This window comes from Micromonospora sp. SCSIO 07396 (assembly GCF_053667945.1).
The window spans coordinates 1226137-1253008 of sequence record NZ_CM132210.1 but is presented as its reverse complement, the minus strand read 5'-3'; the positions used below and the strand labels follow the sequence as shown (position 1 = coordinate 1253008).

Genomic DNA, 26872 nt, shown 5'->3' with positions numbered 1-26872 from the left:
TGCTGCGGTGTGGTGCACCGGGTCGCCAGCTGAGCGGATTCCGCGGCTGGCGACCCGGTGCCTGCTTTTGTGGGGCCCGGTGAACCGCCGGGCCCGCACCGTCAGCGCAGGTAGATGTTGGGCGTGGGCGGGGTGGACATGCCGTCACCGATGAAGAAGCCCGGGTGCGGCGGCTGGTTGTAGGCGGTGTTCTGCCAGGCGATCGCCGCGCGGTACTGGGCGTCGTGCATCAGCGTGTAGATCCGGGTGCTGGTCGGCGTGGGCGTGCTGTAGATCCGCAGCGCCCGGCTGTCGCTGGTGCGCCAGATCACCTCCTCGCGCCAGTCGCCGAGGATGTCACCGGACAGCGCCGGGGTCGACTTGGTGCCGTTGTTGGAGGCCACGTCGCTGCCGGTGAGCAGCCGGGTCTCGCCGCCGGTGCCGTACTTGTCGATCTTGGTGGCGTCGAGCAGCTCACGCACCGGGTCACCGTCCCACCAGGCGAGGAAGTTCGCCGACGACGGCTTGCGCCCGATGTTCTGCCCCCGGGTGTTGGCCAGCCCGTCGACCGCCGACGACCACGACTCGGCCCCCGGGCTGCCGGCCCAGATGTCGGCCGAGACGCCCCGGCCGTTGTCCCCGTTGGCCGCGGTGGACCAGAGGATCTGGCCGGTCCGCGCGTCGGCGAAGTACGAGCTGGGCTTGCTGCCGTCCTCGTCGACCTTGAAGACCTCCAGGCCGGCCCGGCCCGGGTCCAGGTCGCCGACGTGCAGGGCGTCGCCGTGGCCGTTGCCGGTCGAGTAGAGCAGCCGGCCGTTGTCGTCGATGGTGGCCGCGCCGTACACGATCTCCTGGCGGCCGTCGGCGTCCACGTCGGCCACGGAGAGCTGGTGGTTGCCCTGGCCGGCGGCGGCAGAGTTGCCCGAGGCGTTGGAGTCGAACGTCCACCGCTTGGTCAGCGCGCCGTTGCGGAAGTCCCAGGCGGCGATGACCGCCCGGGTGTAGTAGCCGCGCGCCATGATCAGCGACGGCCGCTGCCCGTCCAGGTAGGCGGTACCGGCGAGGAACCTGTCGACCCGGTTGCCGTACGAGTCACCCCAGGAGGAGACGGTGCCGCGCGGCGGGTCGTAGTTGACGGTGGAGGCGATCGCGCCGGTCTGCCCGTTGAACATGGTCAGGTACTCGGGGCCGGACAGCACATAGCCGCTGGAGTTGCGGTAGTCGGCCGACGACGAGCCGATCAGCTGACCGGTGCCGGAGCGGGTGCCGTCGGCGGTCTTCATGGCCACCTCGGCCCGGCCGTCGCCGTCGTAGTCGTACACCTGGAACTGGGTGTAGTGGGCACCGGCGCGGATGTTGCGGCCCAGGTCGATGCGCCACAACCGGCTGCCGGTGAGGGTGTACGCGTCGACGTAGACGTTGCCGGTGTAGCCGGACTGGCTGTTGTCCTTGGCGTTGGACGGGTCCCACTTGAGCACGATCTCGTAGTCGCCGTCGCCGTCGAGGTCACCGACGCTGGCGTCGTTGGCCGAGTAGCTGTACGCCTCCCCGCTCGGGGTGGTGCCGCCGGCCGGCGGCTGGATCGGCACGTCCAGGTAGCCGTTGGCGAACTGGAGGGCGGGCCCGGACGCCGCCTGCTCGGCACCGCCCACCACCGCCCGCACCGTGTACGCCGAGCCGGCCGCCGCCCCGCTGTCGAGGTAGTTGGTGGCGCCGGTGATCGGTGACGCGTTGACCCTGGTGGAGCCCCGGTAGAGGTTGAACGACACCCCGGAGGTCTCGGTGCCCAGCAGCCGCCAGGAGACCAGGTTCCCGTTGCCGGAGCGGACGCTGATCAACCCCCGGTCGAGATCCTCCATCTGCTTGGCCCCGGCGGGCGGGTCGGTCGGCGGGGGCGTGGTCGGCGGCGGTGTCGTCGGGGGCGGGGTGGTCGGCGGCGGCGTGGTGGGTGGGGGCGTGGTCGGTGGCGGTGTCGTCGGGGGCGCGGTGGTCGGCGCGGTGCCGCCGGTGCAGGTCGTGCCGTTGAGGGCGAAGCTCGCCGGCGGCGGGTTGCTGGCGTTGTTCCACGACGCGTTGAAGCCGAAGTTCGCGGTGCCGTTGGTGCCCAGCGCCGCGTTGTAACCGGCGTCCTTGGCGCTGACCTGCGCCCCGGACTGGGTGACCGTGGCGTTCCACGCCTGGGTGACCTGCTGGCCGGCGGTGTAGGACCAGGTCAGGGTCCAGCCGTTGATCGGGTCGCCGAGGTTGGTGACGAGGACGTCGGCGCCGAAGCCGCCGCCCCACTGGCTACTGATCTTGTAGTCGACCCGGCAACCGGCGGCGGCGGCCGAGGCCGTCACGGCGGTGAGGGTGCCGGCGGCGAGGGTGGTGGCCGCGGCGGCGGCGAGCAGCGCGGCGCGACGACGGGTGGGGCTCAGGTGCACGGAAACGCCTTTCGCGGAGGTCAGCGCACGGTGGCGACGCCGGCCTGCCCGGACCGGCGGGATGACGCCGCGCTGACGGTGGTGACGGACGCCTTTGCATCGACATCCATAGTTCGGCTCCGCGCAGTCGGATCGTAGGACAACGCTTTCCGCCCGCACAAGCGCTACCCACTCTTGCTCCCGGGCGGCCCACCTGATCGACTCGGCGGATGGCTGAGCACATGGACCCCGAGGAGTTCCGCCGCGCCGGGTACGCGGTGGTCGACTGGGTCGCCGACTACTGGCGGACGCTGGACCGCCGCCCGGTCACCCCACCGGACCCGCCCGGCACGGTCACCGCCGCCCTGCCGACCGGGCCGCCCGCGCACGGCGAGCCGGTCGCGGCGATGCTGGCCGACCTCGACGCGATCATCGCGCCCCGGGTCACCCACTGGCAGCACCCCGGCTTCTTCGGCTACTTCCCGGCCAACACCAGCGGTCCCAGCGTGCTGGCCGACCTGGTCAGCTCGGGCCTCGGCAGTCAGGGCATGCTCTGGGCCACCAACCCGGCCGGCACCGAACTGGAGACGGTCGTGCTGGACTGGCTGGCCGACCTGATGGACCTGCCGGCGCGCTGGCGATCCACCGGCACCGGCGGCGGCGTCATCCAGGACTCCGCCTCCTCGGCGACCCTGGTCGCCACCCTGGTCGCGCTGCACCGGGCCAGCGGCGGCCGCTGGCGGGAGGCCGGCGTCGACCGCCGCTACCAGGCGTACACCTCGGTACACGGGCACTCCTCGATCGAGAAGGCGGCCCGCATCGCCGGCCTCGGCGAGGCGGGCGTCCGGACCGTCGCGGTGGACCCGACGACCCAGGCGATGCGCCCGTCGGCGCTGCGCGCGGCGATCGAGGCGGACCTGGCCGAAGGCGTGGTGCCGGCCATCGTGGTGGCGACCATCGGGACCACCTCCACCACCGCCGTCGACCCGCTGCCGGAGATCGGTGCGATCTGCGCCCGGTACGGCGTGTGGCTGCACGTCGACGCCGCCTACGCCGGGGCGGCGGCGGTCTGCCCCGAGTTGCGCTGGACGCACGCCGGGGTGGAGCACGCCGACTCGTACTGCTTCGACCCGCACAAGTGGCTGCTCACCGGCTTCGACTGCGACGCCTTCTGGGTGGCCGACCGGGGTGAGCTGATCGAGGCGCTGACCGTCATGCCGGAGTTCCTGCGCAACGCCGCCAGCGAATCCGGTGCGGTGATCGACTACCGGGACTGGCAGGTCCCGCTGGGCCGCCGGTTCCGGGCGCTGAAACTCTGGTTCGTCCTGCGCTGGTACGGCGTCGAAGGGCTGCGCGCGCACCTGCGCGCAGGGATCTCCCTGGCCGACCGGTTCGCCGACCGGGTACGCGCCGACGACCGGTTCGCCCTCACCGCCCCGCACCCGTTCTCCCTGGTCACGTTCCGGTTGCGGGCCGGGGACGAGGCCAGCGCGGCGCTGCTGGCCCGGGTCAACGACAGCGGACAGGTGTACCTGACCCACACCCGGGTCAACGGCCGGTACACCCTGCGGCTGGCCGTCGGCTCGCCACTGACCGGGCCGGAACACGTGGACCGGGCCTGGGCGCTGCTGTCGGCGGCGGCGACGGACCTCCTCGCCGGCGCCCCGGCCCCGACCCGACCCGCCCCGGGCGGACCCGCACCGATCGAACCCGCGCCGGGCGGACCCGCGCCGGGCGACGCGTTCCCGGGGTGACCGTCGCCGCCCCGTAACCGGAGAACCGGTGGTGCGCGACGGTCACCGTGCCGGGGGCGGCGTACCCCGGCCGGGGTCAGCGTTCGACGGCGGCCAGCCGGTCGTCGGCCCCGGCCGGCGCGGACCCGGCGACGACCCCGGCCGGGACGGCCGGAGCCGGGACGTCAGGCGACGGCGTCGCGGCGTCGCTGGCAGCGGCGGTGACATCGGCGGTTTCGGTGCCGGTGGCGTCGGCGGTGGCGGCGTCGACGATGGCGCGGGCGCGGCGGGTGCGGCGCAACGCCCGGACGGCGAACGTCAGGGCGACCACCCAGCCCACGGCGAGCAGCACGTAGACCGCCGGGCGGACGGTCGAGCCGGCGTCACCGGCGTTGAGCAGGATGCGGGCGTTGGTCAGCACGATCACCCCGCCGATGGTGGCGCCCAGCAGTTGGGCGGGGACGATCCGCACCAGCCAGGCGGCCACCGGCGCGGCGATCAGGCCACCGATCAGCAGCGCCGCCACGGTCGGCAGCAGGAAGCCCTCGCTGCCCAGGCCGATCAGGAAGCCGATGCTGGCCGCCCCGGCCACCACGAACTCGGCGGTGTCCACCGAGCCGATCACCTTGCGGGGTTCCATCCGGCCGGAGACCAGCAGCGCCGGCGTGGCCACCGGCCCCCATCCCCCGCCACCGGTGGCGTCGACGAACCCGGCGACCAGGCCCAGCGGGCCGAGGAACCGACCGCGTAGCCGACCCGCGCCGGTGCGCTGCCGCAACGGCCGGGAGAACCGCACCAGCAGGTACGCGCCGAGGGTGAACAGGATGCCGGCCATCCACGGGGCGGCGCTCTCGGTGGAGATGGAGCTGAGGAAGGTGGCGCCGACGAACGCGCCGACCGCGCCGGGCAGGGCGATCCGGGCCACCACCCGCCAGTCGACGTTGCCGAACCGCCAGTGGGCGACGCCGGCGGCGAGCGTGGTGCCGATCTCGGCGAGGTGCACCGACGCCGATGCGGCGGCCGGGGCCACCCCGACGAAGAGCAGCAGGGTCGACGAGGTCAGCCCGTAGGCCATGCCGAGCGCGCCGTCGACGAGCTGTGCGGCCAACCCGACCAGAGCGAGGATCAGAAGCTTGCGCACGAGCCCTCCGAACTTTTCGGCATCTCCTATCGACTTGGTCGAGAATGCGGCACGGGACGCTCCCCGGTCAACCCCCAGATCGGTGAATGGGACGCGTCGGCGCGGCAGGGCACGCCTGGTGGAACCCCGCGCGCCAGGTCAAGGCCGGGTGCGGCGGGTCGGCCCGGCCGGTGCGGCGGGTCAGCTCCAGGCGCGGGGGTCGGCGGCCAGCTCGCTGATCCGGCCCGGCAGCACCCCGGTCGCCACGTCGGCGATGGTGACCTGCTCCAGGATCGCCCGCTCGCTGGCCCGCAGCGCGATCCAGACCTCCTGCAACGCGCGGGCCGCACCGTGGTAGCCGAGCTGCTCGGGCCGCTGCCCCCGGACGTGGGCCAGCGGCCCGTCGATCACCCGGATCACCTCGGCGAGGGAGATCTCGGCCGCCGGCCGGGCCAGCCAGTAGCCGCCCTCCGGGCCCCGCTGGGCGTGCACGATGCCACCCCGACGCAACTGGAGCAGAATGCTCTCCAGGAACTTCGGCGGAATGTCCTGCGACCTGGCGATCTGCTCGGCGGTGACCGGACGGGACCGGCCGGAGTCCGCGCCGTCGGCGACCGACGCGAGTTCGGCCGCCGCACGCAGTGCGTAGTCGACCCGGGCGGAGAGGCGCATGGCCGCAAGGTTAGTCGCCGGCCCCGCCGGCCGGACCGCCGCCCTCCACCGAACGGCCAGGGGTGGGGTGTCCCGGTGGCGTGGGCATGGCACCATACCCGTGTCGCCGGCAGGGTCGCCGGTGGCGGACATCAGCGCACCGGAGCACAGGCCGATAGGGGCAGCGACAGCGATGCCGGACGTGACGCCGCTGAACCCGCGCGACCCGCGCCAGGCCGGGCCGTACGAGCTGATCGGTCGGCTCGGCGCGGGTGGTCAGGGTGTGGTCTACCTGGGCCGCGACGAGCAGGGCCGATGGGTCGCGGTCAAAGTCATCAACGTCGACCTGCACCAGCACCCCCGGGCGAAGGCCCAGTTCGTCAAGGAGATCGCCGCCGCCCGTCGGGTCGCCCCGTTCTGCACCGCCCAGATCCTCTTCGCCGACGTCGACGGTGAGCTGCCCTACGTGGTCAGCGAGTTCATCGAGGGCGTCACCCTGCAACGGCACGTCCGCGAGCAGGGGCCGGTCGCCGGCAACGCGCTGCACCGGCTGGCCGTGGGCACCGCCACCGCACTCGCCGCGATCCACCAGTCCGACGTGGTGCACTGCGACCTCAAGCCGGACAACGTGATCCTGGCGGCGGACGGCCCCCGGGTGATCGACTTCGGGATCGCCCGGGCGCTCGACGTCACCGAGACGATGACCAGCCGGATCATGGGCACCGCCACCTACATGGCCCCGGAACGGTTCCGCGACGACGAGGTCGGGCCGGCCAGCGACGTGTTCGCCTGGGCCGGGACGATCGCCTTCGCGGCGGGCGGGCAGCCGCCGTTCGGCACCGGCCCGGTCGTCGCGGTGATGCACCGGGTGCTGCACGACCCGCCGGACCTGACCGGGCTCACCGGCCCGCTGGCCACCCTGATCGGCCAGTGCCTGGACAAGGACCACCGGGTCCGGCCGACCGCCCAGGAGGTGCTGCTGCGGCTGCTCGGGCGCGACGCCCACCCCAGCGGCGAGGTGCCGTTGCAGACCGTGCTGCGGGCCGGCACCGACGCCGCAGCCACCCGGCACGTCCCGCGTACCGTGACCACCACCCCGCCGGCCGCACCGGCCGTCGCGGCGGCCGACCCGTGGCCGACGACGGCGGCGGCGGTCGACCCCTGGCCGACCACCGGGATGACGCCCGCCCGGCCGGACACCTCGACCGGCCACCCGGTCCCGCAGGCGACCGGCGACCAGGCGGCGACGCCGTGGCCCGCCACGTCGACGGCCCACCCCGCGCCGCAGCCGCCGACCGCGCCTGCGGCAACGGCCTGGTCGGCCCCCGCCCCGCCCGCCACCACGGACCGGCCGGCCACGGTGACCCGGGACGGTTTCGGCCGGCGGCTGCGTCGGCAGTGGACCGACCCGTGGGGGATGTCCCTCGCGGTCCTCCTCGGCGCGGTCGGCTTCGCCACCGGGTACGTCGCCAGCACCGACGTGGGCACCGCCGTCGCCGTCGGTCTGCTCGCCCTCGTCGTGGTCTACGGTGTCCGTCTGCTCGTCGCCGCCGCGCTGACCCCGGCCGGCCCGCCGGACGGCCCCGTGCCGCAGCCCGGCGCGCCGCCCGTGCCGGCACCCCGCGCCGACGCCTGACCCGCCCAACGAACCCCCTGGAGGAGCCGATGGCCGCCGGTCAGCGTCCCGCCCGACCGTGGCTGCCGCACGCGGTGGCCGTCGTCGCGGGGCTCGCGGTGATCGCCGGGGCGTACCTGTACGTCCGGCCGACGACCGGCACGGACCGGACGGACTGCGTACCGCTGGAGGTCAGCTCCTCCACCGAGAAGAGCGAACTGGTCGCCCAGCTCGCCGAGCGGTACAACGCCGCCGACCGGCGCTTCGGCGGGCGGTGCGCGCAGGTGACCGTGCACGGCCTCAACTCGGGCGAGGCGATGGAGGCGCTGGCCGGCGGGTGGGCGCTCGCCCAGCCGAAGGTCGCCGAGCCGCAGGTGTGGCTGCCCACCTCGTCACTGTGGACCGGGCAGCTGCGCCTGCTCGACAAGGCGGCGGGCCGGGCCGCGCAGACCCCCGGGCAGTACCCGTCGATCGCCAACAGCCCCCTGGTCATCGCCATGCCCAGGGACCGGGGCGAGCTGGTGCAGCAGCGTGGGCCGCTCGGCTGGGCCGACGTGCTCGGTCTCTCCGGCGACACCGGCTGGGCGGCGTTCGGCAAGCCCGAGTGGGGCCGGTTCACCTTCGGCAAGGACAACCCGCACCTGTCCACCTCCGGTCTGGCCGCCACCATCGCCACCTACTACGCGGCGGTCAACCGGGCCAGCGACCTGACCAGTGAGGACCTCGCCCAGCCGGCGGTGACCCAGTTCGTCAGGCGGATCGAGGCCAACGTCTCGCACTACAGCGACGACTCGGTGGACCTGCTGCGCAACCTCGCCGAGGCCGACGCCGCCACCACCGGGGACGCCCCGGCGAGCGACATGAGCGCGATCGTCCTGCAGGAGGAGCTGGTCTACCTCTACAACCAGGGGCAGCTCAGCCCCACCGGCAGCAAGCCCCGGGTCCCGCTGGTGGCGGTGCACCCCAAGGAGGGCACCTTCAACCTCGACCACCCGTACGTGGTGCTGCCCTCGGCCGACCCGGCGCAACGCGAGGCCGCCGAGGATTTCCTCACCTTCCTCCAGGACGGCCCGCAGCAGCGCAGCTTCGCCGCCCTGGGTTTCCGGGACGACGAGCGCCGGCCCGCCGAGACGCTGCTGGCCACGGTGGCCGGGCCGGGCGGCGACCGGCTCACCTACTTCGACCCGCCCACCCCGGAGGTGGTCGGCGCGATCCTCGGCAGCTGGGACACCCTGCGCAAGAAGGCCAACATCCTGCTCGCCGTGGACACCTCCGGCTCGATGCAGGCAGACGTCGGCGACCGGACCCGGTTCCAGGTGGCCACCGACGCCGCCAGCAAGGCGATCGGGCTGCTCAACGCCGCCGACCAGGTGGCGCTCTGGTCGTTCTCCAGCGAGACCCCGCAGCGGCCGAAGCGGCCGTACAGCGAGGAGGTACGGCTCGCTCCGCTGAACCGGGACGCGTTCAACCGGAAGCTCGCCGGGCTGCGCATCGGCGGCAACACCGCGCTGTACGCCACCGTCCGCGCGGCGCACCGCAGCCTGCTCGACAGGTACGACCCGAACCGGATCAACGCGGTGGTGGTGCTCACCGACGGCAAGAACGAGTACCAGAAGGACAGCGACCTCGACCGGCTGCTGCGGGACATCGCGCTGGACCCGAACAAGCCGGTCAAGGTGTTCTGCGTGGCCTTCGACCAGGACTCCGACCTGGCCGCGCTGGACCAGATCGCCAAGGCGTCGGCGGGCAAGGCGTTCGACGCCAAGAACCCGGCCACCATCGACGAGGCGTTGGTCAAGGTGGTCAGCAGCTTCTGAGGCCGGCCCGCCCCCGCCGCGCACCCGGCGGCGGGGAGCGTTCAGTCGCCGACGCGGCGCAGCAGACCCTCCTGCACGGCACTGGCGATGTGCCGGCCGTCGAGGGTGAACATCCGGCCGGTGGCCAGGCCCCGCGCGCCCGACGCCGACGGGCTCCAGCAGTCGTAGAGGAACCACTCGTCGGCCCGGAACGACCTGTGGAACCACAGCGCGTGGTCCAGGCTCGCCCCGACCAGACCGCCCGGCCCCCAGACCTCGCCGTGCACCGACAGCACCGAATCCAGCAGGGTCAGATCGGAGGCGTACGTCAGGGCGCAGGCGTGCAGCAGCGGATCGTCGGGCAGCTTGCCGTCGATGCGCATCCAGACCCGCTGGTACGGGTCGGCGGGCCGGTCGCCGGGGCGTACCCAGCCGGGCTCGCCGACGTAGCGGACGTCGATCGGGCGGGGGATCTGCCCCCAGATGCCGAGCCGCTCCGGATAGCGGGCCAGTCGGTCGGACATCGTCGGGACGTCGTCCGGGCCGGGCACGTCGGGCGGGGTGGGCGCCTGGTGCTCCAGGGCCTGTTCCTGCCGCTGGAACGACGCCGACATGAAGAAGATCGGCTTGTCGTGCTGCAACGCCACCGAGCGGCGGACCGAGAAGGAGCGCCCGTCCCGGACGTTCTCCACCTGGTAGTCGATCGGCTCGGCCGGATCGCCGGGCCGGACGAAGTAGCCGTGCAGGGAGTGCACGAACCGCTCCGGGTCGACCGTGCGCCCGGCGGCGACCAGTGCCTGACCGGCGACCTGCCCCCCGAACACCCGCTGCGGGCCGACCGAGGGGCTGACCCCACGGAAGGTCGTCGCGCCGGTGTGGTCGAGGTCGAGGACCTCGAGGAGCTGGTCGACCGCGGCCTGGCCGGTCGCCGCCGGACGCCCGTTCACCGAAATCTCCCTGTGCTCACTGGAGCGCCCGGGCGGAGGCGGCGTCGACCAGGGAGCCGAGCTGGTGCACGCGCAGCGTGTTGGTGGAGCCGGGGGTGCCGGGCGGGCTGCCCGCGACGATCACCACGTAGTCGCCGGGGGTTGCCTGGTTGAGGCCGAGCAACGCCTGGTCGACCTGGCGGAACATGTCGTCGGTGTGCTGCACGAACGGCATCAGGAAGGTCTCCACGCCCCAGCACAGCGCGAGCTGGCTGCGCACCTCGGGGACCGGGGTGAACGCCAGCAGCGGCAGGTCGCAGTGCAGCCGGCTGAGCCGCTTGACGGTGTCACCGGTCTGCGAGAAGGCGACCAGGGCCTTCGCCCCGATGGCGCGGGCGATCGAGGACGCGGCCACGGTCAGCGCGCCGCCGTGGGTACGCGGGTCGTGCTGGAGCCGGGGCACCCCGATCGAGCCGGCCTCGGTGGTGGTGATGATCTTCGCCATGGTGCTGACGGTGAGCACCGGGTACTTGCCGACGCTGGTCTCGCCGGAGAGCATCACCGCGTCCGCGCCGTCGAGCACCGCGTTGGCCACGTCGGAGGCCTCGGCCCGGGTCGGCCGGGAGTTCTCGATCATGGAGTCGAGCATCTGGGTGGCCACGATGACCGGCTTGGCGTTCTCCCGGCACAGCTGCACGGCCCGCTTCTGCACCAGCGGCACCTGGTCCAGCGGCATCTCGACACCGAGGTCGCCCCGGGCCACCATGACGCCGTCGAAGGCGAGCACGATCGCCTCCAGGTGGTCGACCGCCTCCGGCTTCTCGACCTTGGCCAGCACCGGACGGCGTACACCCTCCTCGTCCATGATCGAGTGGACGAGCTTGATGTCCTCCGCCGTACGGACGAAGGAGAGGGCGATCAGGTCGACACCCAGGCCGAGGGCGAAGCGCAGGTCCTCGGCGTCCTTGTCCGACATCGCCGGGACGCTGACGGCCACGTTCGGCAGCGAGACGCCCTTGTTGTTGGAGACCGGGCCACCCTCGGTGACCAGGCACCTGATGTCGTTGCCGGTGACGTCGCTGACCTCGACGGCGACCCGGCCGTCGTCGATCAGCAGCCGGTCGCCCTGCTTCACCTCCTGGGGCAGCTTGCGGTAGGTGCAGGAGACCCGCTCCTTGGTGCCGAGGATGTCGTCACTGGTGATCACCACCGAGTCGCCGGTACGCCACTCGTGCGGCCCGTCGGCGAACTTGCCGAGCCGGATCTTCGGGCCCTGGAGGTCGGCCAGGATGGCGACCGGCACGCCGACCGCCTCGGCTGCTTCGCGGACCATCCGGTACACCGACTCGTGGTCGGCGTGACTACCGTGGCTGAAGTTCAGCCTGGCCACGTTCATGCCCGCCTCGATGAGGCCCCGGAGCCGCTCCGGGGACGAGGTGGCGGGGCCAAGAGTGCAGACGATCTTCGCGCGGCGGTTCACGCCCATCAGGCTAGTCTCTCCTCCGGGTCGACCTGCGGGCCGACCCCTTGCGGGCTGAGGAACAGGGTCCGACGACGCGCGGGGTGGGCGCGTGGCCGGCGGGACGCGGGCCGCGCCGGGAGTACGTCGGACAGTGGCGGGCATCGGCGACCGCGCGCCGGGAATCGTACCGCCCGACGGCAACCGGCGTCTGCGCGCTCCCGTGCTCTCGTGCACCGACGCCGCCACCGTCGGTCACCACCGCGCCACACCCGCCGCCCCGGCGGTCAGCTGTCGGTCTTGACCAGCGGAAACTCCAGTGAGCCCGCCGGGCAGAGGAAGGTCAGCACGTCGACCATGTAGAGGCCGGCCTGCACCGCCGGGTCCGCCTCCATCACGCTGCGTACGTCCTCGACCGAACCGGTGCGGGCCAGCCCGATGCCGATCGGCGGGGCGGGCTCCCGGGCCGGGCCGTCGATCGAGCCGGCCACCAGCACCACACCCCGCCGTTGCAGGGCCCGCATGTGCGCGGTGTGCTCGGCCTGGAGGCGCTGCACGGTCTCCTTCGGCAGCACCCGACCGGCCGGGCCCGGATAGAGCACGATGCACTCGTACGTGTCGAGTGCGAAGTCCAGCTGCGGCGTACCCGTCATCGCGTCCCCTCCCCCGCGTCGGCGCCACACCGCGCCGGTGGTGTCCCCCGGACCCGGCCAGCGTCCCACGGTGGGGACGCCCCTGACCCCCGGTCGGGACAACTCCGGGCCGGACGGGCCCGTCCCCGGGGTGGACCGGGCACGGCAGGCGGCACCGACGCCCTTTCGGTCGGCAGACCCCGACAGATCGGTAGACGTGCCGGTCAGCCGACGCTGGTACGGTCCGACTGATGGGGAAGGCGCTCGATCCGCAGAGCGGAGGTCCCGACATGACTCGCTCCGCCGACGCCCCCCGGCCGCCGGACGACTCCCGCTGGCGCGAGCTGCTCTCCCACGCCGGCCGGGCCGGCCGCCGGATCGTCGGGCACGACTGGGCCGGCACCCCGCTCGGGCCGCTGGCGGACTGGCCACCCAGCCTGCGTACCGCCCTGGTCGTCTGCCTGCACAGCCCGACGCCGGCCGCGCTCTGGTGGGGGCCGGAGCTGGTGCTGCTCGCCAACGACGGCTACCTGGCCCTGCTGGGCCCGGCCGGCACGCGGGCGCTGGGCCGGCCCGCCTCGGCGGTCTGGCCCGAGGCGGTGGCCGCGCTGACCGGGGTGCTGACCGCCACCCGGGTCACCTGCCGGCACGGCGACGACGGGACGGGGACGGTCTTCTCGTCGGGTCCGGTGGTCGACGCCGCCGGCCATCCGCAGGGCGTCCTCACCACCGTCGCCGCCGTACCCGGCGGCGCACCCGCGCCCCCGGGGGTCCCCGACGGGGACCGGCGGCGCGCGTTGCGTCAGGCCGAGGGGCTGGCCCGGCTCGCCGGGGCGCTCAGCGCCGCCGGCAGCCGGGACGCGGTGCTGGACGTGGTCGGCACGGTCACCCCGGGGCTGGTCGGCGCGGACCGGGTCCGGGTCGCGGCGGCCACGGCGGGTGCCTGGGAGCTGACGGTGACCGACGCCGCGGGCACCGTCGAACTGCTGGTCACCGACGACGAACCGCTGGCCCGCGCGGTACGCGAGGAGACGGCCGTGCCGCTGCCGGACGGGCTCTGCCTGCCGCTGCGCGACGGCACCGGCACCGTGCTCGGGGCGCTGGAGGTGCGCTGGGACACCCCGACCGCCGACGAGGCGGCCCGCCGCATCCTGCTCGACGCGGTGGCGGGCCTGTGCAGCCAGGCGTTGCGGCGGGCCGAGCTGACCGCGTCGGCGCGGGCGATGGCGGAGTTCGCCGCCCGGCTCAGCGTCACCCGCTCCACCGGGGAGACGATCGAGGTGATCCTGGACGCCGCCCCGTCGGCGCTCGGCGCGGCGCTACCCGGCCTGGCGATGCGCGACGAGGGCCGACGGGTCCGACTGTGGCACGCGGAGCTACCCAGCGGGCTGGTCGCCACCTTCGACGACCTGACCATCGACGATCCCCGGCCGATCGCCCGCGCGCTGCGCACCGGGGAACGGATCATCCTGCGTAACCGGGCCGAGTTCGCCGCCCGGCATCCCGGCCTGCCCGACCCGGCGGGCGAGTACGGGATGGTGACCACCGTCGTGCTGCCGCTGCTGGACGCCTCCCGGCGGCCCATCGCCGCGCTGGGGTTCGGCTGGCCCCGGGAACGGGCGCTGCACGACGACGACCTGGCCCTGCTGGACACCGTCGCCGACCTGTGTGAACAGACCCTGGAGCGGGTCCGGTTGGCCGCCGCCGAACACAACCTGGTGACCCGGCTGGCGGGCCGGCTGCGCACCTCGGCGACGATCGGGCCGCCCGGCCTGGAGCTGGCGACCCGCTACCAGCCGGCGATGAGCGGCCTGCACCTGGGCGGCGACTGGTACGACCTGGTCGACCTGGACGACGGCCGGCTGGCCGTGGTCGTCGGGGACGTGGTGGGCCACCAGGTCGAGGCGGCGGCCGACATGGCGCAGCTACGGACGGTGGTGAACACGCTGATCCGCTCCGGGGTGCCGCTGGCCGAGGTGTTCCCCCGGCTGACCGGGCTGCTCGGGGTCGGGTTCCTCGGCACCTGCCTGGCGATGGTGGTCGATCCGGTGGCCGGGCAGGCGCAGGTCGCCCGGGTGGGGCATCCGCATCCGGTGCTGCTGCCGGCGGGTCGGCCGCCGGAGATGGTCTGGACGGGGCATTCGCTGCCGCTCGGGCTGGTCCGCGACCCGGTGCCGGTGACCACCGTGGCGTTCGGCCCGGGTGACCTGCTGGTGGCGTACACCGACGGGCTGGTGGAGCGGCGCGACCAGGCGTACGACGCCGGGGTGACGGCCCTGCACGAGGTGCTCGTGCCGGTGCGGGACCAGCCCGTGGAGGTCATCGCGGACACCCTGCTGACCAAGCTCTCCGGCTCCGACGACGACCAGGCGCTGGTGATCATCCGGCACGCCGGCTGAGTGTCGGTGCCCACATTCGGCCCGGGGGTGTTGCCGGCCGCGATCTTCGGGAAAGCCGTCGGGACGGGTGGCTAGATTTGCCACCGACGACTACGAACAGGATCGGGGTACGGCACATGGGTTCCACCAGTCAGCCCGCGAAGGCGTCAGGCACCTACCGGATCGGCGGCGACCTCCAGGTCGACCGGCTCGGCTACGGGGCCATGCAGATCACCGGGCCGGGGGTGTGGGGCGACCCGAAGGACCCGGCCGAGGCGGTCCGGGTGCTGCGCCGGGCCTACGAGCTGGGCGTCACGTTCATCGACACCGCCGACTCGTACGGGCCGTTCGTCTCCGAGCTGCTGATCAGGGAGGCGCTGCACCCGTACGCCGACGACCTGGTCATCGCGACGAAGGCCGGCCTGACCCGCTCCGGGCCGGGCGACTGGCGGCCGGTGGGCCGGCCGGAGTACCTGCGCCAGCAGTGTGAGCTGAGCCTGCGGCACCTGGGCCTGGAGTCCATCGGCCTCTACCAGCTGCACCGGATCGACGCGAAGGTGCCACTGGAGGATCAGCTCGGCGAGCTGGCCCTGCTCAAGGAGGAGGGCAAGATCCGGCACATCGGGTTGTCCGAGGTGACCGTCGCGCAGATCGAGGCGGTCCGGCAGATCACCCCGATCGTGTCGGTACAGAACCTCTACAACCTGGCCGACCGCAGCGCCGAGGACGTCCTGGAGTACTGCGAGCGCAACGACCTGGCGTTCATCCCGTGGTTCCCGATCGCCACCGGCAACCTGGCCAAGCCGGGCGGCCCGCTGGACGCCATCTCCACCGGCCACGACGCGACGCCCGCGCAGCTCGCGCTCGCCTGGCTGTTGCGCCGCTCGCCGGTCATGCTGCCCATCCCGGGTACGTCCTCGGTCGGTCACCTGGAGGAGAACGTGGCCGCCGCCGAGGTGCAGCTCACCGACGACGAGTACGACGCCCTGGCCAAGGCCGCCTGACCTGCCCACCCCGCATTCGTGGCGACGGTGAGCGAGTGCCGGTCGCGGCGGCGGCCGTACGCACCCGGCGTGTCGCGCCGGACAGCAATAGGCCGAACGAGGCTTATGCCTGTCCGTCATCAATATGACGGACAGGCATAAGCCGCTATGCGAGAAGTACACCTGACCCCCGCCGCGCCCGGGCACCGGAGAGCGACCCACCCGGGAGCGCGAGGGTTCGTCGGGGTCAGTCAGGTGGCGGGGGTGATCTCGTCGCCGGGGTCGTCCCGACGCAGGGCCCGCTGTGCCTCGTCGAACAGCTTCGCCGCGTCGGTGCGCCCGTTGACCTGGATCTCCACCTCGGAGTCGCCGACCTGGAGCCGGATGCTGACCTCGGTCCGCTGCTGGTCCACCCAGCTCTGCACGAGGTTGAACAGGCCGGGCAGCAGCCCCTGGGCGACCACCGCGATGATCACCGCGTCGCTGAAGCCGGCCCGGCCACCGGCCCCGCCGGCCGCTCCCGCGTCACGAACCAGGGCCCGGTAGTGCGGGTCGCGGTGCAGCCAGGCCAGCAGCGTCGTCCGCTGCGGGCCGACGCCCGGCCCCGGCTGGCGACGGCCGGCGGGCGCGGCACGCGGGGCCAGCACCAGCCGGGCCGGTGCGGTGGAACGGGGCGCGGTCATCTCGGTCTTCCTCTCGGTCGTTCGCCCACGGTGCGGTCCGGCCGACGGGCGGATCAGTCGTCACCGGGTTGGAAGGTCAGCGTGCCGTCGACCACCGACAGCACCCCGCTGACCCCGAACGTCTCGTTCTCGGTGAACGGGGTGGTCCCGAAGTAGCCGACCGTGCTGCCGGTGGCCTGCGCCGACCCCTGCGCCTCGTACGAGGTGGAGACGCGGGCGGTGGTCGGGCCGGTCAGGGTCAGCTCGATCGTCGGGTACCGGGTGATCTTCCAGGCGATCTTCTTCACCGTCGAGCCGCCGGTGTAGTAGCGGAACGGGCACCCCTGCGGGACGGCCACCGCCTGCGCCGCGCAACCGTCCAGGTAGGACCGCACGCTGCGTTCCGCCGCCGCATGCGCCTCGGGCCGCAGGGTGGGCGTCAGCTCCGCGCCGCTCACGCTCTGCTGCCCGGGTACGACGTAGAGCACCCGGGCCGGCGTCTCGCTGAGCGGGTTGCTCTCCCCCGCGACCGTGTACGCCCCGGGCAGCAGCGGCACCGCCACCGCCAGCCCGTCCTCACCGGCGGGTACGGGCACCCCGTTGAGGGTCAGCGGGGCCGGACCGCCGGGCAGGGTCAGGGTCGCCGGGGCGGCGTCGATGTGCCAGCCGTGGAACAGCCCGAGCGTGGCCTGGTCGTCGCGGCGCAACGGCAGTTCGGCTGTCAGTTTCTCCCCGGCGAGGGTGTAGGCGACCGTGGCGACCGCCTCGTCGCCGTCGCGTTCCACACCCGTCACGGACACGTCGGTGGGCGGGCGGTAGTCCTTCGCCGCCACCATTCGGGCGAGCTGCCCGCTGTCGCCGAGCGCCGCCCGCACGTCGGGGGTGAGCCGTTCGAGCGCCTCCCGGCCGTCGTGGTCGGCCAGTGCCCCGAAGTAGTCACTGACGGCTGCCTGCGGGCGGAAGAACGCCCACTGGGCCGCCGTCAGCCCGCCGCCCAGGCAGCTCACCAGCACCAGCGCGCCGACCAGCAGCAGGGCGCGGCGGGTGCCGACCGCCGTGGTCGTCGTACCGCCGAACAGCTCGTCGAGGCCACGGGCGGTGGCCGCGCGGTCGGTCATCGGGTCGGGGACGGGCCGGTCCAGCCGGTCCAGGCGCAGCTCGGACGGGGGGTGGGTGGCGCAGACCGCCTCGTCCCAGCCGCTGCGGCCGGTCTCGAAGGAGCGCCGACGCTCCAGCATGGACCGCAGCCCCTCCCGGTGTCCGGCGAGCACCGCGCCGGCGTCGGCCCGGTACTCGGCGGCCCGGGCGTCCCGACGGTGGCAGGGCACGACCAGGTAGCGCATGGTGAGCAGCACCGGCCAGAAGAACAGGAACACCACGAAGTCGGTGGCCGGGTGCGGGAACCGGCGCATCAGCCAGGCCGGCAACGCGTGCACCAGCACCAACGGCAGGCCGACACCCCGGATGAAGGCGCTGGTCACCTCGTCGCCGGTGCGCCAGTGCACCAGTTCGTGGCTGAGCAGCGCGGCGATCTCCTCGTCGGTGCAGTCGAGCACGGCGGTGCTCACCACGACGTGCCTGGCGTACGCGCGGGCGTTGGTGAGCACCGGGTCGTCCTCGATCAGCAGCCGGGGCTCACCGGGCAGGCCGAGCCGGGCCGCGCAGTCGCTCAGCAGCGGACGCAGCCGTTCGGCCTCCCGGCGGCTGAGCCGACGCGCCCCGGAGACCCCCAGCAGCCACGGTTCCAGCAGTACCCGCCCGACGGTGTAGAGCACCCCGACCAGGGCGGCGGCGACCACCATCCCGACCAGGCCGGTGAACAGGTTGGCCGGTTCGTCGACGGCGTTGCGCCAGGGCAGCACCAGGATGGCCAGGAAGCCGACCAGGGCACCGAGCGCGAACCCGGCGAACCCGCCGATCACCCCGCCGGACTGTGCCGCGAAGGCCTCCAGCAGCGGCCCGACCAGCGGCGCGTCCCGGAGCAGCGCCGGCACCGCCTCGTCGGACCGGGTGCCCCCGGCGACCAGCCCGTACAGGCCGAGGGCGAGGCCGCCCCAGACCGCCGCCACCAGCGCCAACGGTATGTAGAACCAGGTGGCGATGAAGGCGCCGAGCACGCCCCGCCAGTCCCGCACGATGCCGGCGCGCAGCCAGACCAGGGCGCTCGGGTAGCCGGGCGGGCGGTGGGCGAACCGGTCCCCGGCATCGTCGGCGGGCGGGGCGGTGACGGGCGGTGCGGTGACGGGCGGTGCGGTGGGGGGCGCGGCCGGGGTGACCGGCGGGGCGGCCGGGGCGGGGTCGGGTCCGCGCTGCGGGGCGCTGTCCATGTCGGACACGTCAGGGCTCCTCGACTACAGCGTCACCTGCCGAAACGGCGGGACGATTCCATGGACACGGCCGAATGATCCATGAGCGGGGTGGGACGATTCCACGAACACTGCGGTTCGTACGGGCCGTGGGAGGCAGCACATTACTCGCTGCGAATGCGCTCGGCGATTCATATTCACCGGGAAAGGCGGCGGGGCGGCCCATTGTCGGATATCCGTCCGAGCACGCCGGGTTCGTCGGGCAATGGCGGCGAAACTGCGCCGTCGAACGGGTCGGAACCCCGCCGGATCGGCGGGCCGACGATGCCCGACCGATCAGCAGGTGGCGAGCAGGTCGACGAGCCGACGGACCGCCGGGTCGGTGGTGTCGGTCCGCCAGGCCAGGGCCACGTCGACCGTCGGCACCGGGGCGGCGAACCGCCGCAGGCGTACCCCCGGGACCTTGAGGGCACGGGCCCGGCCGGCCGGGACGGCCGCGACCACGTCGCCGCCGGCCACCGCGCGCAGCAACTGTTCGTCGTCGGGTTCCTGACGGACCAGGTGGAACCCGCCGTCGGGCCAGACCTGGGCGATGGTGCGGTCGAACATGCCGGGGCCGTTCTCGCGGGGCCACATCACCGCGGGCAGACCGGCCACCTCGGCCCGGCGCACCCGGGCCCGGCCGACCGCCAGCGGATGCCCCGCCGGCACCGCCAGCAGCAGTTCCTCCCGGTCGACGGTACGGCAGGTCAGCCCCGCCTCCGGCAACGGCGGACGGACGAAGGCGACGTCGAGCCGGCCGGTGAGCAGCCCGGTCACGTTCGGCGCCGTCCACCCGGTCTCGGGCACCACCTCCACCTCGGGGTGCGCCGCCCGGAACCGGGCCACCAGCGCGTCGACCCGGCCACCCCGGGCCGACCTGGTGTACGCCAGCCGCAGCCGACCGCCACGCCCGCCGACCAGGTCACGGATGCGGGCGGTGGCGGCGTCCACGTCGGCGAGCAGGCGACGGGCCTCACCGGCCACCTGCACGCCCACCCCGGTCAGCGTGCAGCCGTGACTGTCCCGGTGCAGCAGGGCCACCCCGAGCTGCCGTTCGAGGGCGCGGATCTGCTGGCTGAGCGCCGGTTGGGCGATCCTCAGCCGGGCGGCGGCCCGGGTGAAGTGCAGTTCGTCGGCGAGCACCACGAAGTACCGCCACCGGCGCAGGTCGGTGGTCGGTGGTGGCCCCATTCCGGGAGCATAAGCGGCGCTTATCGCCGGCCGCCGATTCCGTCTTGGACCGGACTGTCGGGTCGGGGAGACGATCCAGGTCCGGTCGTCCCGAACTGCGGGCGGCACCGACGGGAGGTCGACGATGGGCATGGACGTATTGGTGGTGGGGGGCGGGATCATCGGGTTGACGGCGGCGGTGCGGCTACGGGAGCACGGCGTACGGGTGACGCTGCTGACCGCCGACCCGCCCGGGGACACGGTGTCGGCGGTCGCCGCCGCCGTCTGGTACCCCAGCCACACCGACGCGGACCCCCGGGTGCTGCGCTGGGCCACCGGGACGTACGCGGAACTGGGCCGGCAGGCCGACGCGGGAGTGCCCGGGGTGGTGGCCCGGCCGACCCGGATGCTGCTGCGCCGCCCGTGGCACGGCCCGCCGTGGTGGGCGGCGGCGGTCGGTGACCTGGCCGCCCACCCCGGCTCCGGGCCGTACGCGACCGAGTTGCGGTTCACCGCGCCGACGGTGGAGATGTCGCCGTACCTGGACTGGCTGGTCGACCGGTTCACGGCGGCCGGCGGGCGGGTCGTGGCCGGCCGGCTGGAGCGGCTCGACGACGGCTTCGCGCTGGCCCCCACGGTGGTCAACGCCACCGGTCTGGCCGCCGGCCGGCTCGCCGACGACCCGGCGGTGCACCCGGTACGCGGGCGGCTGGTGCTGGTGGCGAACCCGGGCCTGACCACCTCGGTGCGCGACGAGGAGAATCCGGCAGGCATCACCTACGTGCATCCGCGCCGGCATGACGTGGTGCTCGGCGGCACCTCCGAGCCGGACGCCCGGGACACCGGGCCCGATCCGGACACCGCGGCGGCGATCCGGGCCCGATGTGTGGCGCTGGTGCCGGAGTTGGCCGACGCCCCCGTCCTCGGGGTGCGGGTCGGGTTGCGGCCGGCCCGGCACGGCGGGCCGCGGGTGGCGGTGCAGGCCGGGCCGGCCCCGGGGCAGCGGCTGGTGCACGCGTACGGCCACGGGGGCGCCGGGGTGACCCTGTCCTGGGGCTGCGCCGACGAGGTGGCCTGGTTGGCGCTGTCCGGCTGACCGGCCGGGGCCGGACGCGACCCGGCCCCGCCGCATCGGGACCGTGGGGCGGGGCCGGACGCCGGGCGGAGGGCGGGCCCCCTCCCCCACGTCACCGGCGTTCGTAGAAGGTGATGCTCACGCCGCCCGGGGCGGAACCCGGGTCGGAACTCAGCCAGGTGTTGGCGTTGAGGAAGGCGTACGGGCCGGCGGCGCGGGCCTCGAACGTCGGCACCAGCCGGCCGAACGCCCCGCAGTTGCGGACCAGGATCAGTTCCCGGTCGTTGGTGGACAGCACATAGCGGGCGTCGAGCGTGCTGGTCGCGCCGATGAGCTGGTAGTCCGCCCCGCCGGGCAGGACGGTCCCGGTCACCCGGCCGGTCACGGTGCCGCCGGTGATGGGGATGATGTTGCGGGTGCCGCGCTTGCTGGCCCCGACCGAGACGCTGGCCCCGAGGGTGACGGTTTCGGTGAAGACCGCCGCGCCCCGGGTGCCGCTGCCGGTCAGGCAGTCCCACGGCTGGTTGGCCGTCCCGGCCGGGTCACGCAGTTGCACGCGCGGGTCGGCCGGGGACACCCCGGCGACGTCGTAGACGGCCAGGTTCAGCGTGTTGGTCGCGGTGTCGACGGTCCGGGTGCCGACGTAGCTGCCGGTGTTCAACCAGGCGTACGGGCTGGAGTTCGGGGCCTCGAAGTCGGGCACGATCCGCACGGTAGCGTCGCCGGCCGGGGCGACACCGCAGCTGCGCAGGTAGATCGGGGTGCCGTCGGAGGTGCGCAGGATGGCGACCTGTTCCAGTTCGGTCGCGCCGGTGCCGAGGGTGAGTTCGAGGTCGAGGCCGCCGGTGAGGATGGTGCCGTTGATCCGGTCGCCGGTGATGGTGCCGCCCCGGATGTCGAGGATGCGGCGGTGGCCGTACTGGGTGACGCCGACGTCGCGGATCGCGCCGAGTTGGGCGGTGGCCCGGAACACCAGCCGGCCACGGGTCGGCGGCACGAGGCCGGTGGACCGGCCGCAGGTCCAGGACGGGTCGGGCACGATGGTCGCCTCCGCGCCGCTCGGGGTGGTGCTCGGGGTGGGTGGCGGTGGGGTGGTGGGTGCCGGTGTGGTCGGCGGTGGGGTGGTCGGGGTGGGCGGCGGCGTGGTGGGGGGCGGGGTGCCCGGGGTGGGTGTGGTCGGTGTCGTGGGGGTGGTGCTGCCGGTGCAGGGGGTGCCGTTGAGCGCGAAGTCGGTCGGTGCCGGGTTGCTGACGTTGTTCCACGAGCCGTTGAACCCGAACGAGGTGCTCGCCCCGGTGCCGAGCGCGGCGTTCCAGGTGGTGTTGCCGACGGTGACCCGGCCGCCGTTCTGGCTGGCGGTGCCGTTCCAGTACTGGGTGATCTGCTGACCGGCGGTGAACGACCAGGTGAGCTGCCAGCCGTTGATCGGGTCGCCGAGGTTGGTGACCGCGACGTTGGCCCCGAAGCCGCCACTCCACTGGCTGGTGACGGTGTAGGTCACCCGGCAGCCGGTGGCGGCAGAGGCCGAACTGGCGACGCCGACGACGCCGGCCAGGGTGGCGGCGGCAAGCGCTCCCGCGAGCAGGGGCCGCCGGTGTACGAGCCTCATCTGGTCCTCCCGGAGCGGCAGCGCCACGCCTTGCACGCACGGTTATGTTTCATCGAGTGTCCCGATCGGACAAACTTCTGTCAATCGATGCTTCTCGATTCCAGGTATCAACCTGGCAGCGGACCGACCCCGACCCTCGTGAAGATCGTTTCGTGTCCTGTTGGTGACCCTCGGTAGGGTGTCGCGCATGGACCGGGGTGCCTGGCGTCGGCATGCGTGGTGGGTGGGCATCCCGGGCGTGGTCGCCGGGTTCGGCGCGTGGGCGGCCGTCGCCGACGACAAGACCGGATGGACCGTCGTCTCCGCTGCCGCCGCCGGGGTGGTCGGGGGCTTCGGGCCGACGGTGGCCGACCGGCTGGCGGCGCAGCGGGAGGCCCGGCGGCGCGGCGAGGACGCGCTGCGCGGCGTGACGTCGGCCGAGTTGCCCGCGTCGGTGGCCTGGCTGCTGCACCCGAGCCGGGAGGTGGTCGACTTCCTCGGTCGCGGCTGGGTGCTGCGCCAGTTGGAGTCCTGGGCGGCCGACCCCGACGCGGTGGCAGTACGGCTGCTGACCGGCGCGGGTGGGGTGGGCAAGACCCGGCTGGCCCGGGAGTTCGCCGGCCGGTTGCCCGGTTGGCGGTGCGAGTGGATCCACGCCGGGGCCGAGGAGCAGACGGCCACCCTCATCGCCTCGGGCGGCGTACCGTCGCGGTTGCTCGTGGTGGTCGACTACGCCGAGACGCGGGACCGGGCCGGGGTGGCGGCGCTGGTCTGCGCGGCGCAGCGGGCCACCGGGGTACGGGTGCTGCTCATCGCCCGGGGTGCCGGGCTGTGGTGGGAGACGCTGTCGGCGGCGTACCCGCAGCAGGCGCAGTTGCTCGACGCGGTGACCGGCCCGTCGCAGGTGGTGGAGCTGCCGGCCCGGATCGAGGAGAGCGAACCCGACGAGATCGTCGCCCTCGCGGCGCGGGACTTCGCCACCCACCTCGGGCGACCGGTGCCGGCGGTCGAGGCGCGGAACCGCCCGGCGGACACGCCGGTGCTGCGCCTGCACGCCGAGGCGCTGCTGACCGTCCTGGACGGGAAACCCCGGCACGGCCGGTACGACGTGCTGACCGAGGTGTTGGGGCACGAGGCCCGCTACTGGCGGTTCGCGGCCCGGCGGGCGGGCCTGCTGACCGCCGACGACCCGGCGTCGGACGCACTCTTGCGGCAGGTGGTCGGGGTGGCGGCGCTGCTCGGCGCGGACGGCCCGGACGAGGTCGCCGGCCTGGTCCGGCGGGTCCCCGCGCTGGTGGCCGCCGAGCCGGAGCGGGTGGACCGGTACGCGGCGTGGCTGGCCGACCTGTATCCGGCCGCCGACGGCACCGGGCTCGGCGTGGTGCAGCCCGACCTGCTGGCGGAGGCGCTTGCGGTGCGGGTGCTGCGGGACTACCCGGCGGCCGACCGGAGGCGGGTGTTCACTGGCCTGACGGTGGCGCAGGCGATACGCGCGTTGACGATGCTCGGCCGGGCGAGGACGCACCAGGCCGACGCGGCGGCGCTGATCGAGGTGGCGTTGGCGGCGGACGTGCCCCGGATGGTCGAGGCGGTGATCCAGGTCGGGGTGCAGTTCCCGGGGGTGTTCACGCCGGGGGCGGTGCGGCTGCTGGCGGACGCGGAGATCGATCTCGGGTGGGCACGGCGGGTCGCGCGCCTCGTGCCGTATCCGTCGATGGAGTTGGGGCGGCTGGCACTGGCGCTGACGAGCCGCATCGTCGCTGGTCTTACCCCGGACACCCCGCCCGACGTTCAGGCCCGCTGGATGAGCGCGCACTCCATCCGCCTGGCCGAAATCGGGCGACGAATCGAAGCTCTCACCACCAGCCACGAAGTCGTCAACCTCCGACGCGAACTCACCACCACCGACCGCGACGCCCACCTTCCCCACCTCGCCATGTCACTCATCAACCACGCGGTCCGACTCGCCCAGGCCGGACGACACACCGACGCACTCACCACCAGCCACGAAGCCGTCAACCTCTACCAAGAACTCACCACCACCAACCGCGACACCCACCTCCCCAACCTCGCCTCATCGCTCAACAACCACGCGCTCCGACTCGCCGAAGCCGGACGACACACCGACGCACTCACCACCAGCCACGAAGCCGTCAACCTCTACCAAGAACTCACCACCACCAACCGCGACGCCCACCTCCCCGACCTCGCCATGTCACTCAACAACCACGCGCTCCAACTCGCCCAGGCCGGACGACACACCGACGCACTCACCACCAGCCACGAAGCCGTCAACCTCTACCAAGAACTCACCACCACCAACCGCGACGCCCACCTCCCTGACCTCGCCGCGTCACTCAACAACCACGCGCTCCGACTCGCCCAGGCCGGACGACACACCGACGCACTCACCACCAGCCACGAAGCCGTCAACCTCTACCAAGAACTCACCACCACCAACCGCGACACCCACCTCCCCAACCTCGCCGCGTCACTCAACAACCACGCGGTCCGACTCGCCCAGGCCGGACGACACACCGACGCACTCACCACCAGCCACGAAGCCGTCAACCTCTACCAAGAACTCACCACCACCAACCGCGACACCCACCTCCCCGACCTCGCAACATCGCTGCTGAACGTCGGATACGTCGGACTCATGGCTGGCACCGTGACCGACGAGGTCATTGCCTTGACCACCGAAGGTGTCCGCTACTTCGACGAGCTTGCGGCTGCGGAACCGGCGGCGTTCGAGGAACGCCGTCAGGCAGCCAGACGCACCCTTGACGAGTTGTACCGTGCGGCTGCCGGAACCGATGTGAACCAACCTCTCCCCGATACGGAGGGATGATCACGGAAGCTCGTCGACAGCCTTGTCACCCAGGATGGCGCGGGCGTCCGGTCGGGTCGGAGGAGCGCTCCGGGAGGTAGCGGCGCGGGAGGCGGGGACGGACTGGCGGGTCGGCGCTGGTTCAGGTGGCAGGAGTCCGGCGGGTTGGACGTAGATCGAGCGGCGGGCCACCGCGTCACCCCTGGCGTCGATCTGGTAGCCGTCGAGCCAGGCCCACCCGTCGTACGTGATCCACTCGGTGCGGACCCGGATCAGGCGGAACAGGATCGGCCTGACGAACTGCGGGCTCGCCTTCCGCGTCACCTGCACCAGCACCCCGGCCCGTAGCTCGATCATCGCGGCCCGTCCTCGCTCGGCCAGTGCCGCTGGTTGATCGGGATGCGGTGCCGGTAGCGGCAGGGCATCTCGCTGCCGCAGCGGCAGACGAACCGCCACCGCCGCCACGACCACGCCGGCCGGTGCCGCCGCGCCAACGTCAACGCCGTAGCGAGCAGATAATCCTGATATGACACGGTTCGTCGCATACGAACACGATGCCCGTCAGTCAGCCGGTTAGTCAACCGGCAATATCCTGTTGCCTAGAAGCTACCACCATACGTTCGGGTCATGGATCGTGGCCCTGGGAGCCTGATGGGTCCCTACGAGATCGCCCAGCGGATGGGTGTCTCGCGGCAGCGGTTCCAGCAGCTCACCCGGCATCCCACCTTCCCGCGCCCCTACCAGGAGCTACGCGGCATGAAGGTGTGGCTGACCGTGGACGTCGAAGAGTGGATCACGAAGCACCGGCCGCCGCGCCCCACCGAGGACGACACCCCGGAGTAGGCGACCGCCCTGCTGGAGCGCCGCCAGCCCCGAACCGGTCCACAGACCTGCGCACCACGATCGCGGCGACGTAGCGGGAGTGCGGGACGCGCACCTCTGCCACCCCCGGCGGTCGGCAATCTGCTCCTGGGTGGGTCGCCGGAGCCCAAACCGACAACCGGCCCAGGTTTGTGGAGACTTGTTGCGCCCAGGGCGACAACAACTCTCCACGAAGGAGACAGCAGCTCGCCGCGTGGCGACGCCGTTGAGGGCTGGCCGGCCGTTATGACCGTGCGCGGTGGCGGATCTTGATGTCGTCGAGGTCGGTGGAGACCGACGTGAGGTCCCGGTGGCCGGCACCGAGTTCCGCGACGGCGGTGGCGGCCAGCGCTTCCGCCCTACCGATCACCACCGCTTCCGCCTCCTCCCGGGTGGCCGGGACCAGGCAGCGGAAGGTGAACCCGAGCAGGGAACGCTCATAGGTCACGGTGCCCTCTTCGGTGAACTTCGCCTGGAACACATCGTGCTCGTCCGCCCTGGCGAGCAGCGCGGCACGCTGCACGTCACCGAGCGGCGCGAACCTGCCGCGAACGATGACCTGATAGGTCTTTTCGGCCATGGTGGGGACCTCCGACTCCGGCTGAGCACGACGACATCGAAACGGCGGGCTGGCGGCAACCGGAAAGAAGCCGGGCAGGTCACG

Annotated in this window: 21 protein-coding genes; 8 read left to right on the top strand and 13 right to left on the bottom strand. The window is 73.3% G+C overall.

Going from position 1 to position 26872, the window contains the following annotated elements:
* Positions 1–101 precede the first annotated feature (101 nt).
* Positions 102–2402, bottom strand: a complete 2301-nt coding sequence (locus ACWCHM_RS05620; protein ID WP_454221658.1) for a rhamnogalacturonan lyase family protein — start codon at positions 2400–2402, stop codon at positions 102–104.
* Positions 2403–2611: 209 nt separating this feature from the next.
* Here ACWCHM_RS05620 and ACWCHM_RS05615 point away from each other — a divergent pair, with 209 nt between their 5' ends.
* Entirely contained in the window at positions 2612–4135 is a 1524-nt protein-coding gene (locus ACWCHM_RS05615; RefSeq protein ID WP_454221657.1) for a pyridoxal-dependent decarboxylase, read from the top strand.
* Positions 4136–4211: 76 nt separating this feature from the next.
* Here the strand turns inward: ACWCHM_RS05615 and ACWCHM_RS05610 are convergent, their stop codons facing one another.
* A complete protein-coding gene (locus tag ACWCHM_RS05610; protein ID WP_204959199.1) occupies positions 4212–5255 on the bottom strand; it encodes a sulfite exporter TauE/SafE family protein in 1044 nt (347 codons plus the stop codon).
* 180 nt (positions 5256–5435) lie between these two features.
* The gene (locus tag ACWCHM_RS05605; protein ID WP_204959200.1) at positions 5436–5906 is read right to left on the bottom strand and encodes an RrF2 family transcriptional regulator; all 471 of its coding nucleotides are present in this window, start codon (positions 5904–5906) and stop codon (positions 5436–5438) included.
* 172 nt (positions 5907–6078) lie between these two features.
* Here ACWCHM_RS05605 and ACWCHM_RS05600 point away from each other — a divergent pair, with 172 nt between their 5' ends.
* Together ACWCHM_RS05600 and ACWCHM_RS05595 are read left to right on the top strand one after the other, a co-directional pair.
* Positions 6079–7521, top strand: a complete 1443-nt coding sequence (locus ACWCHM_RS05600; RefSeq protein ID WP_454221656.1) for a serine/threonine protein kinase — start codon at positions 6079–6081, stop codon at positions 7519–7521.
* Between the two features lie 29 nt (positions 7522–7550).
* The gene (locus ACWCHM_RS05595) at positions 7551–9317 is read left to right on the top strand and encodes an extracellular solute-binding protein (protein ID WP_454221655.1); all 1767 of its coding nucleotides are present in this window, start codon (positions 7551–7553) and stop codon (positions 9315–9317) included.
* Between the two features lie 41 nt (positions 9318–9358).
* Here ACWCHM_RS05595 and ACWCHM_RS05590 read toward each other — a convergent pair whose 3' ends face one another.
* The 3 genes from ACWCHM_RS05590 to ACWCHM_RS05580 all read right to left on the bottom strand — a co-directional run bounded on the left by ACWCHM_RS05590 (position 9359) and on the right by ACWCHM_RS05580 (position 12334).
* Entirely contained in the window at positions 9359–10243 is an 885-nt protein-coding gene (locus ACWCHM_RS05590; RefSeq protein WP_374760015.1) for an acyl-CoA thioesterase, read from the bottom strand.
* A 16-nt stretch (positions 10244–10259) separates the two neighbouring features.
* Complete coding sequence (gene pyk / locus ACWCHM_RS05585) at positions 10260–11708, bottom strand: pyruvate kinase (protein WP_204959202.1); 1449 nt, start codon at positions 11706–11708, stop codon at positions 10260–10262.
* A 260-nt stretch (positions 11709–11968) separates the two neighbouring features.
* A complete protein-coding gene (locus ACWCHM_RS05580; RefSeq protein WP_204959203.1) occupies positions 11969–12334 on the bottom strand; it encodes a YciI family protein in 366 nt (121 codons plus the stop codon).
* 269 nt (positions 12335–12603) lie between these two features.
* Here ACWCHM_RS05580 and ACWCHM_RS05575 point away from each other — a divergent pair, with 269 nt between their 5' ends.
* Positions 12604–14712 (top strand): SpoIIE family protein phosphatase, encoded by a 2109-nt coding sequence (locus ACWCHM_RS05575; protein WP_454221654.1) that lies wholly within the window; start codon positions 12604–12606, stop codon positions 14710–14712.
* Positions 14713–14828: 116 nt separating this feature from the next.
* Positions 14829–15695, top strand: coding sequence for an aldo/keto reductase (locus ACWCHM_RS05570; RefSeq protein WP_454221653.1), 867 nt, complete (start codon positions 14829–14831; stop codon positions 15693–15695).
* Between the two features lie 230 nt (positions 15696–15925).
* On the opposite strand, the gene ACWCHM_RS05565 is transcribed toward ACWCHM_RS05570, so the two are convergent.
* From ACWCHM_RS05565 to ACWCHM_RS05555, 3 genes are all read right to left on the bottom strand, one after another.
* The gene (locus ACWCHM_RS05565) at positions 15926–16357 is read right to left on the bottom strand and encodes an effector-associated constant component EACC1 (protein ID WP_454221652.1); all 432 of its coding nucleotides are present in this window, start codon (positions 16355–16357) and stop codon (positions 15926–15928) included.
* Positions 16358–16410: 53 nt separating this feature from the next.
* Entirely contained in the window at positions 16411–18663 is a 2253-nt protein-coding gene (locus ACWCHM_RS05560) for a M48 family metalloprotease (RefSeq protein WP_454223021.1), read from the bottom strand.
* A gap of 315 nt (positions 18664–18978) precedes the next feature.
* Complete coding sequence (locus ACWCHM_RS05555; RefSeq protein WP_239485514.1) at positions 18979–19875, bottom strand: LysR family transcriptional regulator; 897 nt, start codon at positions 19873–19875, stop codon at positions 18979–18981.
* A gap of 124 nt (positions 19876–19999) precedes the next feature.
* Here ACWCHM_RS05555 and ACWCHM_RS05550 point away from each other — a divergent pair, with 124 nt between their 5' ends.
* Positions 20000–20950 carry an FAD-dependent oxidoreductase gene (locus ACWCHM_RS05550; protein ID WP_454221651.1) on the top strand — a complete coding sequence of 317 codons (951 nt, stop codon included), beginning with the start codon at positions 20000–20002 and terminating at the stop codon, positions 20948–20950.
* Between the two features lie 91 nt (positions 20951–21041).
* On the opposite strand, the gene ACWCHM_RS05545 is transcribed toward ACWCHM_RS05550, so the two are convergent.
* Positions 21042–22538: a DUF3237 family protein gene (locus ACWCHM_RS05545; protein ID WP_454221650.1), complete on the bottom strand. Its 1497-nt coding sequence runs from the start codon at positions 22536–22538 to the stop codon at positions 21042–21044.
* Between the two features lie 187 nt (positions 22539–22725).
* On the opposite strand from ACWCHM_RS05545, the gene ACWCHM_RS05540 reads away from it, so the two are divergent.
* Positions 22726–25368: a hypothetical protein gene (locus ACWCHM_RS05540; protein ID WP_454221649.1), complete on the top strand. Its 2643-nt coding sequence runs from the start codon at positions 22726–22728 to the stop codon at positions 25366–25368.
* Here ACWCHM_RS05540 and ACWCHM_RS05535 read toward each other — a convergent pair whose 3' ends face one another.
* Positions 25369–25704, bottom strand: coding sequence for a hypothetical protein (locus ACWCHM_RS05535; protein ID WP_454221648.1), 336 nt, complete (start codon positions 25702–25704; stop codon positions 25369–25371).
* Complete coding sequence (locus ACWCHM_RS05530; protein ID WP_454221647.1) at positions 25701–25892, bottom strand: hypothetical protein; 192 nt, start codon at positions 25890–25892, stop codon at positions 25701–25703. Before ACWCHM_RS05530 ends, ACWCHM_RS05535 begins: the two co-directional genes overlap by 4 nt.
* Positions 25893–25974: 82 nt before the next feature.
* Between ACWCHM_RS05530 and ACWCHM_RS05525 the strand changes: the two genes are divergently transcribed.
* Complete coding sequence (locus ACWCHM_RS05525) at positions 25975–26190, top strand: helix-turn-helix transcriptional regulator (RefSeq protein ID WP_454221646.1); 216 nt, start codon at positions 25975–25977, stop codon at positions 26188–26190.
* Positions 26191–26452: 262 nt separating this feature from the next.
* Here the strand turns inward: ACWCHM_RS05525 and ACWCHM_RS05520 are convergent, their stop codons facing one another.
* The gene (locus tag ACWCHM_RS05520; protein ID WP_421487811.1) at positions 26453–26788 is read right to left on the bottom strand and encodes a DUF6204 family protein; all 336 of its coding nucleotides are present in this window, start codon (positions 26786–26788) and stop codon (positions 26453–26455) included.
* Positions 26789–26872: the final 84 nt, after the last annotated feature.